The 14844-nt window shown below is 71.5% G+C and carries 18 protein-coding genes; 8 read left to right on the forward strand and 10 right to left on the reverse strand.

From position 1 onward, the window contains the following. Window positions 1–13: 13 nt before the first annotated feature. Window positions 14–991 carry a hypothetical protein gene (locus tag AB0I88_RS32840; RefSeq protein ID WP_361033626.1) on the reverse strand — a complete coding sequence of 326 codons (978 nt, stop codon included), beginning with the start codon at window positions 989–991 and terminating at the stop codon, window positions 14–16. Between the two features lie 2 nt (window positions 992–993). After that, window positions 994–1200: a heavy metal-associated domain-containing protein gene (locus AB0I88_RS32845; protein WP_361033629.1), complete on the reverse strand. Its 207-nt coding sequence runs from the start codon at window positions 1198–1200 to the stop codon at window positions 994–996. 494 nt (window positions 1201–1694) lie between these two features. On the opposite strand from AB0I88_RS32845, the gene AB0I88_RS32850 reads away from it, so the two are divergent. Continuing rightward, window positions 1695–2684, forward strand: coding sequence for a F510_1955 family glycosylhydrolase (locus tag AB0I88_RS32850; protein WP_361033631.1), 990 nt, complete (start codon window positions 1695–1697; stop codon window positions 2682–2684). 63 nt (window positions 2685–2747) lie between these two features. Here AB0I88_RS32850 and AB0I88_RS32855 read toward each other — a convergent pair whose 3' ends face one another. The 6 genes from AB0I88_RS32855 to AB0I88_RS32880 form a co-directional block, all read right to left on the reverse strand. Next, the gene (locus AB0I88_RS32855; protein ID WP_361033634.1) at window positions 2748–4256 is read right to left on the reverse strand and encodes an ABC transporter permease; all 1509 of its coding nucleotides are present in this window, start codon (window positions 4254–4256) and stop codon (window positions 2748–2750) included. Beyond that, window positions 4253–4939 (reverse strand): ABC transporter ATP-binding protein, encoded by a 687-nt coding sequence (locus tag AB0I88_RS32860; protein ID WP_361033637.1) that lies wholly within the window; start codon window positions 4937–4939, stop codon window positions 4253–4255. Before AB0I88_RS32860 ends, AB0I88_RS32855 begins: the two co-directional genes overlap by 4 nt. Before the next feature lie 176 nt (window positions 4940–5115). Beyond that, window positions 5116–5577 carry a DUF2752 domain-containing protein gene (locus AB0I88_RS32865; RefSeq protein WP_361033640.1) on the reverse strand — a complete coding sequence of 154 codons (462 nt, stop codon included), beginning with the start codon at window positions 5575–5577 and terminating at the stop codon, window positions 5116–5118. Then, complete coding sequence (locus AB0I88_RS32870) at window positions 5574–5882, reverse strand: multicopper oxidase domain-containing protein (protein WP_361033643.1); 309 nt, start codon at window positions 5880–5882, stop codon at window positions 5574–5576. Before AB0I88_RS32870 ends, AB0I88_RS32865 begins: the two co-directional genes overlap by 4 nt. Continuing rightward, complete coding sequence (locus AB0I88_RS32875) at window positions 5815–6024, reverse strand: DUF2933 domain-containing protein (RefSeq protein ID WP_361033646.1); 210 nt, start codon at window positions 6022–6024, stop codon at window positions 5815–5817. The genes AB0I88_RS32870 and AB0I88_RS32875 overlap by 68 nt, the downstream gene beginning before the upstream one ends. A 42-nt stretch (window positions 6025–6066) precedes the next feature. Continuing rightward, window positions 6067–6267, reverse strand: coding sequence for a hypothetical protein (locus AB0I88_RS32880; protein ID WP_361033648.1), 201 nt, complete (start codon window positions 6265–6267; stop codon window positions 6067–6069). A gap of 392 nt (window positions 6268–6659) precedes the next feature. Between AB0I88_RS32880 and AB0I88_RS32885 the strand changes: the two genes are divergently transcribed. The 3 genes from AB0I88_RS32885 to AB0I88_RS32895 are packed head-to-tail and all read left to right on the forward strand — an operon-like array spanning window position 6660 to window position 9646. Continuing rightward, entirely contained in the window at window positions 6660–7784 is a 1125-nt protein-coding gene (locus AB0I88_RS32885; protein ID WP_361033651.1) for a beta-propeller fold lactonase family protein, read from the forward strand. Window positions 7785–7832: 48 nt separating this feature from the next. Continuing rightward, on the forward strand, window positions 7833–8534 hold the full coding sequence (locus AB0I88_RS32890) for a response regulator transcription factor (protein WP_361033654.1): 702 nt from the start codon (window positions 7833–7835) through the stop codon (window positions 8532–8534). Next, window positions 8534–9646, forward strand: coding sequence for an ATP-binding protein (locus tag AB0I88_RS32895; protein WP_361033657.1), 1113 nt, complete (start codon window positions 8534–8536; stop codon window positions 9644–9646). Before AB0I88_RS32890 ends, AB0I88_RS32895 begins: the two co-directional genes overlap by 1 nt. 100 nt (window positions 9647–9746) lie before the next feature. Here AB0I88_RS32895 and AB0I88_RS32900 read toward each other — a convergent pair whose 3' ends face one another. Both AB0I88_RS32900 and AB0I88_RS32905 read right to left on the reverse strand, forming a co-directional pair. After that, window positions 9747–9971 carry an SHOCT domain-containing protein gene (locus tag AB0I88_RS32900; protein ID WP_361033660.1) on the reverse strand — a complete coding sequence of 75 codons (225 nt, stop codon included), beginning with the start codon at window positions 9969–9971 and terminating at the stop codon, window positions 9747–9749. Between the two features lie 152 nt (window positions 9972–10123). Continuing rightward, window positions 10124–10354: a DUF2933 domain-containing protein gene (locus AB0I88_RS32905; RefSeq protein WP_361033663.1), complete on the reverse strand. Its 231-nt coding sequence runs from the start codon at window positions 10352–10354 to the stop codon at window positions 10124–10126. Window positions 10355–10506: 152 nt separating this feature from the next. Between AB0I88_RS32905 and AB0I88_RS32910 the strand changes: the two genes are divergently transcribed. Genes AB0I88_RS32910 through AB0I88_RS32925 form a run of 4 tightly spaced genes read left to right on the forward strand, consistent with a single transcriptional unit; the run spans window position 10507 to window position 14755 of the window. Further along, window positions 10507–13293: a heavy metal translocating P-type ATPase gene (locus AB0I88_RS32910; RefSeq protein ID WP_361033666.1), complete on the forward strand. Its 2787-nt coding sequence runs from the start codon at window positions 10507–10509 to the stop codon at window positions 13291–13293. A gap of 12 nt (window positions 13294–13305) precedes the next feature. Then, on the forward strand, window positions 13306–13998 hold the full coding sequence (locus tag AB0I88_RS32915) for an isoprenylcysteine carboxylmethyltransferase family protein (RefSeq protein ID WP_361033669.1): 693 nt from the start codon (window positions 13306–13308) through the stop codon (window positions 13996–13998). Further along, window positions 13995–14312 (forward strand): metal-sensitive transcriptional regulator, encoded by a 318-nt coding sequence (locus AB0I88_RS32920; protein ID WP_361033672.1) that lies wholly within the window; start codon window positions 13995–13997, stop codon window positions 14310–14312. Before AB0I88_RS32915 ends, AB0I88_RS32920 begins: the two co-directional genes overlap by 4 nt. 14 nt (window positions 14313–14326) lie before the next feature. Beyond that, window positions 14327–14755, forward strand: coding sequence for a hypothetical protein (locus tag AB0I88_RS32925; protein WP_361033675.1), 429 nt, complete (start codon window positions 14327–14329; stop codon window positions 14753–14755). The last annotated feature ends 89 nt before the right edge of the window (window positions 14756–14844 follow it).

Here is a 14844-nt window from a genome sequence, read left to right on the forward strand (position 1 = left end):
GACGCTCTCCTCCTCAGTTGTGGGTGTGGCCGTCGGCGTCGTGCCCGGACGGGCTCGGCGTCGCGGGCACCGCGGTCGTGGCCGGGGTGCTGCTCGGTGTGACGGTTGCGGTGCCGGCGACGGCGGTGAACTCGGCGGTACGGACCTTCCCGTCGTGCTGGAAGTCCAGGTAGAGCCGGTAGGCGCCGGTGGATGGCACTTCGGCGTGGAAGGCGACGTCGGGGCCGGGCGTGGTGCGGCCGTCGCCGGGTTCGCCGTCGGGATGCACGTGCAGGTACGCCAGATCGCCGTCGCGCAGTGCGACCAGGTGGCCGTACGCGCCGAGGTAGGGCTGCAAGTCGGTGACCGGCCGGCCGTCCTTGCTGACCGACAGGGTCAGCTTCGACGAGGCGCCGGGGGTGAGGTCTCCGGTGAGGGTGACCGTGTAGCCGTCGACCGTCGCGGTCCGGGCGGCCGCAGGAAGCGGCGCGGGCTGGTAGTCACCGGGAGCGGGCACGTCGGCGCCGAGGGTGAGCCCGTCGTGGCCGGTGGGCTGGAAGTCGGCGAAGACGCGGTATTGACCGGCCTCGGGCACCGCGAGCGGGATCGACCAGGTGCCGTCGGCGGCCAGTTCGGGATGTACGTGCTGGAAGCCGGACAGGTCACGGCGGACCACGATCAGGTGCAGGTCCTTGTCGTGGCTGGTCGTGTAGGCGGTGACCGGCCGGTCGTCCGGGCCGGTGATCTGAAATCGGAACGGCTTCGGTGTGCCCGTCGAGAGGCTGCCGCTGAGTGGGGTGAGCCGGTAGCCGTCCTGGCTGATCTGTAGCCCGACCGGCAGCACCGCTGCCGGTGGGGCGTTCTGCTCGGGTGCTGTGCTGGTATGGCCGCCGTCGTGGGCGGCCGGGGTGGCGGGTGCGGCTGCCGGGAAGAGGCTGCCGAGACCGAGGGCGGCCGTGAACACGGCCGCCAGCCCGACCCCGAAGCCGCCCAGCTTGATGGCGGTGTTCATGACTACCTCGCGAGTTCGTATCCGGCCTCGTCGACGGCCGCGGCCACCGCGGTCTCGTCGACAGGCTGGTCACTAGTGACGGTGACCGTGCCGGAGGCAAGGTCGACCTGGACGTCGGTGACACCGGGAATTGCGCCGACTTCGGCGCCGACGGAGTTGACGCAGTGCGAGCAGGTCATGCCGGTCACGATGTAGGTCTGGGTAGCCATCACGATCTCCTTGCCGTTGGTTGTGAGCAGCGGGAGGTCGCCGCCCACAACCAACCATACATATACCCCCTAGGGGTATCAAGCTCGAGGGTGGTGATGCGTTGCACGTGAGGCAGTGCGCCGGCCACAGCTGCCGACCACCCCGGGCCGTTCGGATGACCGGTGGGGAATCGTCGGGGCATCGACCGACGACGTCGGCGGAGGTTCGTGGGGGCGTGTCGGCCTATCACTGTCTGCCGTCATGTGCTCCGGGCGGTCGTCACCGCACCTACGATCGGTGGGGGTGATCAACCTTCGTGGTGTACGACGGTGAAGATTTACTGAAGCCGTGCCGGTCACGGCGACCGTGATTCGTCGCTTCAGCGAATCTTCATGACCCGCCGGCCGGTTCCTTCATGAGCCGCCGCCACGCTGGCCGGTACCGGGGTCGGTGAATCCTGGCTGAGCAATTGCGCGGGCACGCCGCCCGAGGCGACGACGATGAAGGAGACGCGATGAGCAAGCGGACCGGTGCCGGCCGGACCGGCACCCCGGCCGGCCGTGCCGCGTCGGCGCGGGGCGGACCGACCAAGGCACGCCCGGCCGGTGCTCGGCCGCGGGCTGCAGTGGGGAAACGCCCGCGCTCAAGCTGGCCGTTGGCAGCCGGCCTGGCGGTCGCGGCGGTGGTGTCGGCGGTGATCGTTTTCGTGATCCGCGGCCAGGACACCGGCGAGGGCATCCCGGGGACGGCCACGGCGGTGGAGTTCGGGCACGTGCACGGGCTGGCGGTCGACCACGGCAGCGGCGCCTTGTACGCCGCGACCCACGTCGGGTTGTTCCGCATCGACGGCGAGCGCACCGCGGTGCGGGTGTCCGAGGAAGGGCCGGACCTGATGGGGTTCACCGCGGTCGGGCCCGGTCATTTCCTCGCGTCCGGGCACCCCGACGAGCACGGTGACGGCCCCGCCAACCTCGGGTTGATCGAGTCGACCGACGGGGGAGTCACCTGGCAGACGATGTCGCTGTCCGGCGCGGCGGACTTCCATGGCCTGCAGGCGGCGCACGGGGCGGTGTACGGATACAACTCCACCGACGGGGCGTTCATGGTCAGCACCGACCGACGCGGCTGGGAACGCCGCTCCGCCACGGCGCTGGGCGCGTTCGCGGTCAGCCCGACCGATCCGCAGGTCGTTCTCGCGGTCGGTCAGTCGGGGTTGCAGCGCTCGACCGACGGCGGCCGCACGTGGACACCGATCGCCGGCGCACCGCCGGTCGGCAGGCTCGCATGGGAGCAGGGCGCCGAGGTGTGGGGCGCCGACCGCGACGGCACCGTCTGGCAGTCGGCCGATGGTGGCGCCACCTGGCAGAAGCGCGGTCGGCTGCCGGGCCAGCCGCACGCCCTGACCACTCACGAGTCGACCGTGTTCGCCGCGGTGACCGGCGACGAGATCGTGGCCAGCTCCGACGGCGGCACGACGTGGACTCGCCGCTACGCCCCGGCATAGTCGGCAACACTGAGCACGGACGGACGCGGCCACCCGGGCGAGGGCCGCGTCCGTCCGTGCCCGCTAACGGTGCGCCCGCGCCGGCCGGAACAGCAGCAGCGCGGCCACGGCTAGCCCGGCCAGCCAGGCTCCGGTGGCGGCGAGGCCGGTGAGCTGGTCGAAGCCGGTGGTGAAGGCGCCGTCGTTGAGGATCTGGTAGGCGCCCCAGCCCGGCAAAAGCCGTCCCCAGGCCGGGGTGTCCCCGAGCATCGGTGATTGGACCAGGCCAAGGTCGAGGAACGGCACCAGGAACGCGACGAACACGCCGGCGACCCGGCCGACCAGCGGGCCGAGCACCACGCCGACGAGGGCGTAGACCGCGGCGACGAGCAGGTTCGCCGCGGCGTACACCGGCCACTGCCGCGGCTCGAACACCAGCGCGGTGGCGGCCAGCGAGACGGCGGTGACCAGGCCGGCGGACAGGCCGACCATGCCGAGCCGGGCGGTGAGCAGGACTGGCACCCGTGCCCCGGCGAGGATCAGGCGACGGTCGGCAGCGCGGGCGTCGAGCACGGCGAACAGCCCGGTCAGAGCGGCGAGGGCCCCGATCGCGATGGGGGCCATGGTCCCGCCGTGGGTGTCGCGCATCGACAGATGCTCGGTGAGCTCCCTCCCGCCGTCAGTGAGCCGCAGGGTCAGGTCGGCGTCGGGGGTGACGGCGACCGCGCCGAGGATGAACACCGCCGGCACGACGACGAGCAGCACAGCCAGCACCGGGGTGCGGGCGCGTTCCCGCAGGCCGGCGGCGAGCAAGCCGGTGAGCTGCCGGCCGGGTCCGGCCGGGCGGCCGGCGCGGTGTGCGGCTCGGCCGAGCCGGCTGGTCGCGGCGATCACGGCCCAGGACAGAGTCAGTGCGCCTATGGTCCAGGCCACCGCCCAGCCGAGGTCACCGGGGCGGCCGGCGTGCCGGGAGGGCAGGTCGACCATCCAGAGGGTGACGAAATGGGTGGGCAGAGCGCGGGTGGCGGGCCGGTCGAGCCCGCCGAACAGCGGCCCGAAGAACACGTCGGCGATCCACACGAACAGGATCAGCACAGTGCCGTTGACCGGGCTCCGCACGGCCACGCCGACCAGCGCGCCGACGGCCAGGTAGATCAGGGCGAACATCGCCGTCCCGGCAATCACCCGGGCCGGGGACGGGACGTCGGTGCGCACGGCCAGGGCGAGCAGAGCCGTCGTGGTGGCGAGTGCGGCCAGCGCAAGGCCGGTGGCCAGGCGGGCAGTGACCAGCCGGGCCGCCGGTAGCCCGGCAAGCACGACGCGGCGGTCGGCGGCGTGGGCGCCGCGGACCTGGAAGTACATGCCCACCGCTGCGATGACTCCGGCGGCCCAGCCGGCGCTGATCACCTGCGTCCCCGGACCACTGGGGCCGCCGAGCAGGTTGCCCACCTCGGCCAGCGCACCACTTGCGGCAAACACGAACACCGCCGGCACGAGCCCGAGCAGCAGCAGGTTGACCGGGTTGCGCACGTAGTCGGTCAGGAACCGGCGCACGAACAGCCCGGTCGCATCGAGGACGGATGTGGTGGTCATCGTGGCACCGCCTTGCCGTCGCGTAGGTCGACGATGCGGTCGAAGCGTTGCTCGTCGGCGACGAAGTGGCTGATGATCAACACCGAGTGGCCGGCGTCGCGGCGCTGCGCGACGAGGTCCCAGAAGCGCAGATAGGTGTCCCAGTCGAAACCGGCGTACGGCTCGTCCAGCAGCAGCACGTCAGGCTCGGGCAGCAGCGCCAGACCGAGGTTGAGTTTGGCCAGGGTGCCTCCGGAGAGCTGGTCGGCGCGGGTGCCCGCGTAGCGGTCGAAGCCGAGTGCGGCGTAGATCGCCCGCCGCGACCGCAGTTCCTCGGCCGGTGCCATCCCGTAGGCGCGGCCGAACAGCTCGAAATGCTCGTCACAGGTCAGCCGCTCGTACACCACCGGCTCCTGCGGGCAGTAACCGAGCCTGCCGGAACGGGCGACCGTGCCGCTATCGGGCGTCAACGCCCCGACGAGAATCTTCATCAGCGTGCTCTTGCCGGAGCCGTTCTCGCCGACCAGCCCCACGACCTCGCCACGGCCCAGCGTGAGGTCGGCGCCGCGCAGCACCTGGCGGCGCCGGCGAGCGGGCCAGATCCCGCGCCGGTACGACTTGTCGATCCCGTGCGCCGTCAACACCGGTCCCTGCCCCGATGCGGCGCCCGACTCGACGGTGGCCGACTGCCCTACGGATGCCATGGCCCCTCCCCTCTCAGGCGGGTGGCCCTTGGCGCTTGGCCATCGCGAACCCCATGCCTTCCATCATAATCCCCTACCCGGTAGGGGTATGCGCCAATCGGCCGGGATTGGCAGGGCCGAAGACCCTGCGCTTGCCGGACGGTGCCGAGCCGATCCGCGCGGACCGTGACGGCCGCTCAGGTGAGGTTGGGGATGTCGAACCAGGTGAACGGCGGCCAGGGCAGGTTGCGCAGCACGACCGCGTACGCCAGCCACGCGGCGGCGTAGCCGAGGTAGACCCAGCGGGACAGCCGCGGCAGCGGCCAGGAGCGGCAGAACCACACCCGCGCGGTCCACACGACGAGGGCGTAGAGCGCGAACGGCACGCCGACGAGGGCAAGTAGGTGGTGGCGGGCGGCTTGGACGAGGTCGCCGTGCAGCAGGTACCAGACCATGCGGGTGCCGCCGCAGGTGGGGCCGTTGATACCGAACAGGGCGTGCCACGTGCACGGCCCGGTCGGGTCGGCGGCCCGGTCGGTGGGGTTGAAGGTCAGCACGTAGCCGAACGCGACGGCGAGCATCATCCACACTCCGGCAATTGCCGCCCGCGCGCCAGCGGCCGGGCGGCGCGGAGCGGTGGCCGGCGGTGCGGTGGTCATGCCGGGCACGCCAGATTGATCATCATGCCGGTCTCCGAGTGGCGGACGTCGTCGCAGTGGTTCATCCACTGGCCCGGGTTCGTCGCGTCGAAGTCGACGATAACGGTCTGGACCGGGGTGACGATGACGTGTCCGTTGCGGCGCCCTGCAGACCTGGCGCTGGTGCGCGGACGTCGCCGCGGCCGGTGGCGTGGTCCGGTTGCGGGCACGGCGCCACAACGCTCAAGCACGGTGTGCTCAACGGCGCGAAGGGGCGTCGTCACGCTCGCGGTGGGTAGCGTCGTGATCGCCGCCGTGACCTGCATGGCCGCCCATGCCGCGCATCATCACCAGCATCATCAACGGGCACGCCAGCAGCATCAGGAACGGCAGCACCGACTGCAGCGAGCTGCCTGCCGCCAGCAGTCCGACGACCAGGGCACCCGCCGCGATGAGTAGGTACTTCATGTGTTGGCCGTGCATGACATCCTCCCGATGATCGATTGCGGTTCAGTGCCGGTGCGCGTTGACGAGCTGCGGTTCGGCGTCCTCGTTGTCGCGCTGACGCGGTAGCGCCGACGCGCCGGGGTCGGCGCGGTCCGGGAACAGTCGGGTGATGCCCCAGACCACCGCGGCGATCAGGGCGACCCAGACCAGCAGCATGACGAGCCACCCGGCCACGCCCATGGCGCCGCAGAAGCTGGATACCATCTCGCCCTCCCCGGTCCTGCGTGTCGACGCTTTCGCTGTCACGTTCAACGTGCGCCGCCGAGGTGATGAAGCCACCGGTGAAGTGGTGAAGATTCCCTGAAGGCCCTGCCCGGGGCGCTGCAGCAGACGGCTCGCCGAGGCCGACGCCGCCCCGCGTCGAGTGCACGCTGCCGCACACCTTCGTCGAACGTTCATGGTTTGCCCGCGGCATTCTTCGGATCCGGTGGGGACCGTAGGCGGGTATCGGTGATCCGCCGCGCCAGAAGCGACGGCCCGGCACCGTGAGAAGAACGTGATTCGCATCAACAGCGACGAGCTCGCGGGTCGAAGGCGGGGCGGCGAGCCGCCGCTGCACCTTCGACCACGCCAGGTTCAGCCGGAGGAGACAGGGCATGAGAGCACGGGGAGGGCGCGCGGTCATCGCCGCCGGTGTCGTGGCGCTGGTGGCAGGGGCGGCAGGATGCGCCGCAACGGGTGATCCGGCGACCGCCCCGAGTGCACGCCTATCGGGTTCACCGGCTGCCGTGGTCGCGGGCACGGTGTGGGTGGCCAACGAGGGCGGGCACAGCCTGTCAGTCATCGACGCCGCCACCAACACCGTGGTCACCACCGTCGAGGGCATCGACGAGCCGCACAACGTACAGGTCGGTCCGGACGGCACCCGGGTGTACGCGGTCAGCGGACACGCCAACACCGTGGCCGCCCTGGACGCCGCCACGTACCGCCTCGCCGACACGGCCGCCACCGGCGCCGGCCCTGCCCACGTCGTGCTGACCCCGGACGGGCAGAAGACCTACGTCGCCAACTACGACGCCGGCACCGTGTCCGTCTACCGCACCGACCTGGCCCCGGCCGGCACCGTCACCGTCGGCGGCGGCCCGCACGGGCTGCGCCCGAGCCCGGACGGCACCACCGTGGTGGTGGCCAACCTCAAGGCCGGCACCGTGGACCTGATCGACACCCGCACCGACACGAAGACCGCCGCTGTGCCGGTCGGCGGACCCGTCGTTCAGGTAGCCGTCTCACCGGACAACCGCTACGCCTACGCCAGCGTCGCCCAGCCGCCCAGCATCGTCCGAATCGACCTGCAGACCCGCGCGACCACCGGCCGCGTCGCGGTGCCCGCCGTGCCGGCGCAGGTTTACCTCACCCCGGACGGGCACACCCTGCTCTCCGCCGACCAGGGCAGCCAGGACAACCCGGGAACCGCCCTTTCGGTGATCGACACGGCCGGCATGACGAAGGCAGCCAGCATCAACACCGGATCCGGTCCGCACGGCGTGGTCATCGACCCCACCGGCCAACGTGCCTGGGTCACCAACGTCTACGACGCCACCGTCTCCGTCATCGACCTGCCCAGCCGTACCACGGTCGCCACCATCAAGGTCGGCGAGCAGCCGAACGGCATCAGCTACGCCTCCCAGCCTCCGGCGCCTGCGGCGGCCCGGACGTCGGTCGTCCTGCCCAAGCCGTCGGTTTCCTCCTCCGGGCACGGGGATCACGGAGATCATGGGTAGCGGCATCTGCGGAGTTCTGCGGTACGGGTGCCCGGCAGGATGGACGTCATGAGTACCCGAGTGCTGGTGGTCGACGACGAGCAGAGCCTGGCCAAGGTGGTGGCCAGCTACCTCGAACGCGACGGCCACGAGGTGACCTGTGTGTTCGACGGCCTCGCCGCCGTGGACGCCGTCCGCGCGCAGCCGCCGGACGTGGTGGTGCTCGACCTCGGCCTGCCCGGGCTGGACGGCGTCGAGGTGTGCCGGCAACTACGCACGTTCACCGACTGCTACATCGTGATGCTCACCGCCCGTACCGAGGAGGTCGACAAGCTCGTCGGCCTCGGGGTCGGCGCGGACGACTACCTGACCAAGCCGTTCAGCCCACGGGAACTGGTCGCCCGGGTCCGGGTGATGCTGCGCCGTCCCCGCGACGTCCGCGGCACCGCGTCGGCGATGCAGGAGGAGCCGCCCCGCCTCTTCGGCCCGCTGGCCGTCGATGTGGCCGCCCGCGAAGTCAGCGTCGACGGCCGGGCGGTCGAGGTCACCCGCACCGAGTTCGACCTGCTCGCCGCGCTGTCCGCGCGGCCACGGATGGCGTTCTCCCGGCGGCAGCTCATCGACGCGGTCTGGGGCGAAGGATGGGTCGGCGACGAGCACCTGGTCGACGTGCACATCGGGCATCTGCGCCGCAAGCTCGGCGACGACCCGGCCGCACCCCGGTTCATCCGCACGGTGCGAGGCGTCGGTTACCGGATGGGCGAGGGCTGATGCCGCGCCTCAAGCTGGGGCTGGCCGGCCGGCTGTTCGCCGCGCAGACCTTGGTGGTGCTGGCCGGTTCCGTCACTCTCGGGCTGGTCGCCGCCGCGGTCGGCCCAGCGATCTTCCACGACCACCTGCGTCAGAGCGCCAGTCATGTCGATGCGGACACGGCCCGCCACGTCGAGGAGGCGTACGCCTCGGCCAGCGCGATCTCGCTCACCGTGGCGCTGATCGCAGCCCTCACCGCGGCGCTAGCGGTCAGCGCCTATGTGGCCCGCCGGGTGGCGCACCCGGTGGGCCAGCTGGCCGACGCGGCGGCGGACATCGCCGACGGGCGCTACGACATCCGGGTTGCGGCGCCCGGTCTCGGCGCCGACTTCACCACCGTGGCGGCCGCGTTCAACGCGATGGCCGGTCGACTGGCCGAGGTGGAAGCGACCCGCCGGCGGCTGCTGGGCGACCTCGGGCACGAGCTGCGTACCCCGGTCGCCACGATCGAGGCGTACGTCGACGCCGCCGAGGACGGTGTCCTCGTCCCCGACGAGGACACCTGGACGGTCCTGCGCGCCCAGACCGGGCGGCTGCGCCGCCTCGCCGAGGACATCGCCGCGGTGTCGCGGGCCGAGGAGCACCAGCTCGACCTGCATCCCCGCCGCGTCGCCGTGGCCGACCTGGTCGGCGCCGCGGTGTCGGCGGCGCACCCGCGCTACACCGACAAGGGCGTCACGCTCAGCACGGATCTCGCCGCCGATATGCCCGAGGTGCGGGCCGACGTCGAACGCATGGGCCAGGTGTTCGGCAATCTGCTCGACAACGCCCTGCGGCACACACCGGCCGGCGGCAGCGTCACGGTCACCGCCGGCCGCGATCGGGCCGGAGTCCGGATCACCGTCACGGACACCGGTGAGGGTGTCGCCGCCGAGCACCTGCCGCACCTGTTCGAACGCTTCTACCGCGTGGACGCCGCCCGTGATCGTAGCCACGGTGGGTCCGGTATCGGGCTGGCCATCGTGCGAGCCATCGTCACCGAGCACGGCGGCCGGGTCACCGCCCGCAGCGACGGCCCCGGCGAGGGAACGGCCTTCATGGTCATTCTGCCTACGGCCGGCGCGCGCCGATGACGAGCCACGCCCGGCAACGGCGTCACCTGTCGCCCTATCGAATCGTCGGAGGGCTGTAGCTCAGCGAGACCCGACGCGCCGGTGGCGGGCTCGTCCTCGTTCAGCGCAACGCGGCCAGACGCTCGTTGTACTCCTCGGTGTCCAGCTCGCCGCGGGCGTACCGCTCGGCGAGGATCCGTCGTGCCGTGCCGGTGTCTTCCGTGCCGCCACGCGGGCGCGCGTAGCTGACGGCCAGCCACACCACCAGCCCGACGATCAGTACGGTCAGCAGCAGCCAGCCGATCATCATGCCGCCCATCGGCCACATCGGTCCGTTTGTGTGCATCGCTCTCACCTCCCTCGCCTACGTCGTTGATCGCCGCGCGGGCCTCCTGCGCACCGAGCGTGCTTGCTCTCACTGTGCGGGTCGGTGACAAAGGTCCGCCGGGGCGTACCACGAAGATTCAGTGAAATCGCGCCTGTGCCGGCGAAGCAGGTTCAGCGCCGTCCGGCCAGGTGGGCACCTTCGCGGTCCTTCGCCGCGGCGCCGAGCCCGCCGTCGCCGGAGGCGTGGCCGTCGTGACCGCCGTGCATCAACAGCATCATCAGCGGACAGGTCAGGACCAGCAGGCCGAAGGCCACGGTGCTCAGTGGGACACCGACAGCAAGCGCCCCGACGATCGCGATGACCAGTGCGGCGGCGAACAGTGGGATGTGTTGGGGTTTCATGACCTCTCCTTTCTCGCAGGCCACCATCCACGTTGCCGCACGGTACCCCCTACCGGTATGGAGTAACGGCCCTCGACCGCAGGCGGAACGTCCCTACCCCCAGGGGGTACCAGGCGGGATGGTGGTGGAGAAGCCCGGTTGAGGAGGATCCGATGAACACCGCCGATGTCGTCGTCCTGTTGGCCGCCGCCGCCGTGGTGGCGGGATTGGCCTGGTACTTCTTCGGTCCTCGCCGGGCACATACGGCGCTGCTGACCGGCGGGGTGCAGCGGGTGCGGGTCACGGTGCACGGTGGCTACACCCCGGATGTCGTTCGCGTGCGTCAGGGTGTGCCGGTGGAGATCGAGTTCGACCGGCAGGAGAGCGGCGACTGCACCTCCCGAGTGATCTTCGCCGACTTCGGGGTCGCCGCGACGCTACCCGCCCACCAGGTCACATCGGTACGGTTCACCCCGCAGCGCGAAGGCAGGTTCGGCTTCGCGTGTGGCATGAACATGGTCCAGGGCACCCTGCTGGTCGACCCGGCCGAGGACACCGGAACGGCTGCGCAGGGCGGACCGCCACCGGGTCGAGCGCCGACGCCAAGCGGGACCGGTTCCGTCGATGCCGCCGCCTCAGACGCGACCGAGGCGGCCGAACGCCGCGCGGAGCTGGTGGATCTGACCCGCCGCGTGGTCGTGGGTGCGGCGCTCACCGCGCCGGTGCTGGTCGCGGTGATGGCGCACGAGTTGTTCGGCGCCATGTGGGTGCCCGAGTTGCTGCTCAACCCGTGGCTGCAACTAGCGTTGATCACCCCGGTCATGGTGTTCACCGGCTGGCCGATCCATCGCACCGGCTGGCTCGCCCTCGCTCACCGCAGCGCAGACATGAACAGCCTCATCACCCTGGGCACGCTCGCCGCCTACGGGTACAGCCTGCTCGTCACCGTCGCGCCCGGCCTGCTGCCCGCCGACGTGCGGCAGGTGTACTTCGAGGCTGTCGGTGTGATCATCACGCTGATCCTGCTCGGCCGGCTGCTGGAGGCCCGCGCCAAGGCCGGCACCGGCGAGGCGATCCGGGCCCTGCTCGGCCTGCGGGCCCGCACCGCCCGGGTGATCCGCGACGGCACACCGGTGGAGATCCCGGTCGAGGACGTGGCGGTCGGCGACGAGGTCCTGGTACGCCCCGGCGAGAAGATCCCGGTCGACGCCCTGGTGCTGTCCGGCACGTCCGCGGTGGACGAGTCGATGGTCACCGGCGAACCGATGCCGGTCACCAAACGCGACGGTGACACCGTCATCGGCGCCACCGTCAACGGCACCGGCTCGCTGCGCATCCGCGCCGCCCGGGTCGGCGCGGACAGCATGCTCGCGCAGATCGTGCGCCTGGTCCAGCAGGCGCAGGCGTCCAAGGCCCCCATCCAGCGCCTCGCCGACGCCGTGTCCGGGTTCTTCGTACCCGTGGTGATCGCCCTGGCCGTGGTCACCTTCGCCGCCTGGTTCGTGCTCGGCCCGCCACCCGCACTCACGCTGGCTCTCGTCACCGCGGTCGCCGTGCTGATCATCGCCTGCCCGTGTGCCCTCGGCCTGGCCACTCCGCTGTCGATCATGGTCGGCACCGGTAAGGGCGCCCGCGCGGGAATCCTGATCCGCTCCGCACAAGCCCTGGAAACCGCGCACAAGCTGAACACGATCGTGCTGGACAAGACCGGCACCGTCACCGCCGGCCGCCCAACCCTGACCGACGTACACCCGGTCGGCGCGTTCACCGGCACCGACGTGCTGACGCTGGTCGCCGCCGCCGAGGCCGACAGCGAACACCCCCTCGCCGCTGCCGTCGTCACCGGCGCCCACGAGCGCGGCCTCACCCCACCAGCCGCCACCGACTTCGTCTCGGTCACCGGCAAGGGCGTGCGCGCCACCGTCACCGGCAGGCAGGTCCTGGTCGGCACCGGCCGCCTGCTGACCGAAGCCGGCGTGAACACCGCCGTGCTGGACCCGCTCGCGGCCAGGCTCGCCGCCCAGGGCCGGACGCCCATCATGGCCGCCGTCGACGGCCACGCCGCAGGCGTACTGGCCGTGGCCGACACCGTCAAAGACGACTCGACCGCCGCGATCACCGCCCTGCAACACCTCGGTATCGACGTGGTGATGCTTACCGGCGACAACGCCCGCACCGCTGGCGCCATCGCCGCCCAGGTCGGCATCGAGCGTGTCGTCGCCGAGGTGCTGCCCGAGCACAAAGCCGACGAGATCCGCCGACTGCAGGCGGAAGGGCGCCGCGTCGGCATGGTCGGCGACGGCATCAACGACGCCCCGGCCCTGGCCGCCGCCGACGTCGGCCTGGCCATCGGCACCGGCACCGACGTGGCCATCGAAGCCGCCGACGTCACCCTCATCTCCGGATCGCTGAACGGGGTGGTCACCGCGATCCGGCTGTCGCGGGCCACCATGCGCAACATCCGCCAGAACCTGTTCTTCGCCCTGATCTACAACGGCGTCGGCATCCCCATCGCCGCCGGCGCGCTCTACCCGCTGCTCGGCTGGCGGCTCTCACCGATGCTGGCCGCCGCCGCGATGGCGTTGTCCTCACTGTCGGTGGTCGGCAACGCCAACCGGCTGCGCCGGCACACCATCGCACCGCTGCCCACAACCCCGGTCGCGACGGTCCAACCACGTGTCGAAACCCCCACCACCCGCGGGTCCACCCCGCACCCGTCGGCCGGACACGGCAGCTGCCACCACGGCGACGAATCCACCGCCGGCGACACCGCCTCAACCGGGAGAGTGGTCGACCCGGTGTGCGCAATGACCGTCGACCCGGCCACCGCACAGGCCGTATCACGCGGCGACGGCTCGACGGTCTACTTCTGCTCCGTCGGCTGCGCGGCAACCTTCACCGCCGACCCCGGCCGCTACGCCTCGACCAGCGGCACGCCGACCCGGGCGCCGCACCGATAGGGAGAGACCGTCATGGACGCCGACGCCGCCTACGGCCTGTGGCCCCTGGTCATCATCAACACCGCCGTGCTCACCCTGTTCGCCGTCAGCTTCTTCCACCCCCGCACCGGACGGGACTGGCGGGCGATGGGCGCGTTCACCGCGTTCCTGCTCGCCCTGTTCACCGAGATGTACGGCATCCCGCTGACCGTCTACCTGCTGTCCGGCTGGCTCGGTTCCCGCTTCCCCGCCCTGACCGCCACCCACTCCGGTGGGCACCTGTGGAACGACTTCATCGGCTGGACAGGCGACCCGCACCTGAGCCCGTTCCACCTGGCCAGCTACGTGTTCATCGGCGGTGGGTTCTGGCTCATCGCCGCTGCCTGGCGGGTCCTGCACGACGCCGCCCGCAGTGACCGGCTCGCCGCCGCCGGCCCGTACGCCCGGGTACGTCACCCGCAGTACGACGGCTTCCTACTGATCATGCTCGGGTTCCTGCTGCAGTGGCCGACCATCCCCACCCTGGTCATGTTCCCCATCCTGGCTTTCGTGTACCTGCGGCTGGCCCGCGCCGAGGAACGCGAGGTCGCCGCCCGCTTCGGCGACGCCTGGCATACCTACGCCGCCGCCACACCGGCCTTCCTGCCCAGCCGGCGCAGCTGGGCTCGGCCGCATGCACGAGATGCCGCCCCAACCCGTGACGAGATCACCCGGAGGCGGTCATGACCACCACGACGGCCCACCACCGACGCAACCCCGACTCGGAGCGTGCGCGGCCCCGCAACGACCGGATCAGCAACCGGCTGCGCCGCGCCGCCGGGCAGCTGGGCGGAGTGCTCACCATGTACGAGGACGGCCGCCAGCCCACCGAGATCCTCGACCAGATCGCCGCCACGCGCGCCGCCCTCGACGCGGTCGCCCTGCTCGTCATCGACCAGTACGCGGCCACCTGCACGCGCAACGCCACCGAAGAACGGGACACTGGCCGGACGCTGGCCGACCTGACCACCACCGTGCGCCGCTACCTGCGCAGCCGCTGAGAGGCCACCGTACGATGAGTCACCATCACGCCCCACGGCCCGCGACACCACCCATCGGCTCCGACCACACCAGCAAGACGGCGAAGCCGGGACGGCTGCGGGCCTGGTGGAGCAGCTTCGTCGGAGCCATCGGCGCCGTCGTCGGCCTCGCCCCACACCTGCTGCACCACATCGGCCCCCTGGCCGGCACGGCCCTGATCGCCGGAGCCGGCGGCACCGCCCTGTTCGGCGCACTCGGCCTGCTCGCCTCCATCCCGCTACTGCTGGGGCTGCGCCGCCGCTACGCGAGCTGGTGGGCGCCGACCATCGCCCTGGCCGTCTTCGCCGCCATGTTCTCCCTGTCGGCATTCGTCCTCGGCCCGATCGTCAGCGGCGACGGCGACCCTCCGAGCAACCAGCCAGCGCCGAGCAGCACGGAACACAGCGAGCACCACGCGAACTGACCTTGAACGGGCCTGTATCGGCTGCTGCGGTTGATGAAGGTGGCTTGCGATGGTGGCCCCATCGCTGGCGCCAGAGCGTGACGCCCGGT

The sequence above is a fragment of the Actinoplanes sp. NPDC049802 genome, from assembly GCF_040656595.1.
Lineage (GTDB): Bacteria > Actinomycetota > Actinomycetes > Mycobacteriales > Micromonosporaceae > Actinoplanes.

Bases quoted from the DNA above. Each gene is read 5' to 3' on its own strand.
- AB0I88_RS32840 (WP_361033626.1), bottom strand. From the start codon at position 991: ATGAACACCGCCATCAAGCTGGGCGGCTTCGGGGTCGGGCTGGCGGCC.
- AB0I88_RS32845 (WP_361033629.1), bottom strand. From the start codon at position 1,200: ATGGCTACCCAGACCTACATCGTGACCGGCATGACCTGCTCGCACTGC.
- AB0I88_RS32850 (WP_361033631.1), top strand. From the start codon at position 1,695: ATGAGCAAGCGGACCGGTGCCGGCCGGACCGGCACCCCGGCCGGCCGT.
- AB0I88_RS32855 (WP_361033634.1), bottom strand. From the start codon at position 4,256: ATGACCACCACATCCGTCCTCGATGCGACCGGGCTGTTCGTGCGCCGG.
- AB0I88_RS32860 (WP_361033637.1), bottom strand. From the start codon at position 4,939: ATGGCATCCGTAGGGCAGTCGGCCACCGTCGAGTCGGGCGCCGCATCG.
- AB0I88_RS32865 (WP_361033640.1), bottom strand. From the start codon at position 5,577: ATGACCACCGCACCGCCGGCCACCGCTCCGCGCCGCCCGGCCGCTGGC.
- AB0I88_RS32870 (WP_361033643.1), bottom strand. From the start codon at position 5,882: ATGCAGGTCACGGCGGCGATCACGACGCTACCCACCGCGAGCGTGACG.
- AB0I88_RS32875 (WP_361033646.1), bottom strand. From the start codon at position 6,024: ATGAAGTACCTACTCATCGCGGCGGGTGCCCTGGTCGTCGGACTGCTG.
- AB0I88_RS32880 (WP_361033648.1), bottom strand. From the start codon at position 6,267: ATGGTATCCAGCTTCTGCGGCGCCATGGGCGTGGCCGGGTGGCTCGTC.
- AB0I88_RS32885 (WP_361033651.1), top strand. From the start codon at position 6,660: ATGAGAGCACGGGGAGGGCGCGCGGTCATCGCCGCCGGTGTCGTGGCG.
- AB0I88_RS32890 (WP_361033654.1), top strand. From the start codon at position 7,833: ATGAGTACCCGAGTGCTGGTGGTCGACGACGAGCAGAGCCTGGCCAAG.
- AB0I88_RS32895 (WP_361033657.1), top strand. From the start codon at position 8,534: ATGCCGCGCCTCAAGCTGGGGCTGGCCGGCCGGCTGTTCGCCGCGCAG.
- AB0I88_RS32900 (WP_361033660.1), bottom strand. From the start codon at position 9,971: ATGCACACAAACGGACCGATGTGGCCGATGGGCGGCATGATGATCGGC.
- AB0I88_RS32905 (WP_361033663.1), bottom strand. From the start codon at position 10,354: ATGAAACCCCAACACATCCCACTGTTCGCCGCCGCACTGGTCATCGCG.
- AB0I88_RS32910 (WP_361033666.1), top strand. From the start codon at position 10,507: ATGAACACCGCCGATGTCGTCGTCCTGTTGGCCGCCGCCGCCGTGGTG.
- AB0I88_RS32915 (WP_361033669.1), top strand. From the start codon at position 13,306: ATGGACGCCGACGCCGCCTACGGCCTGTGGCCCCTGGTCATCATCAAC.
- AB0I88_RS32920 (WP_361033672.1), top strand. From the start codon at position 13,995: ATGACCACCACGACGGCCCACCACCGACGCAACCCCGACTCGGAGCGT.
- AB0I88_RS32925 (WP_361033675.1), top strand. From the start codon at position 14,327: ATGAGTCACCATCACGCCCCACGGCCCGCGACACCACCCATCGGCTCC.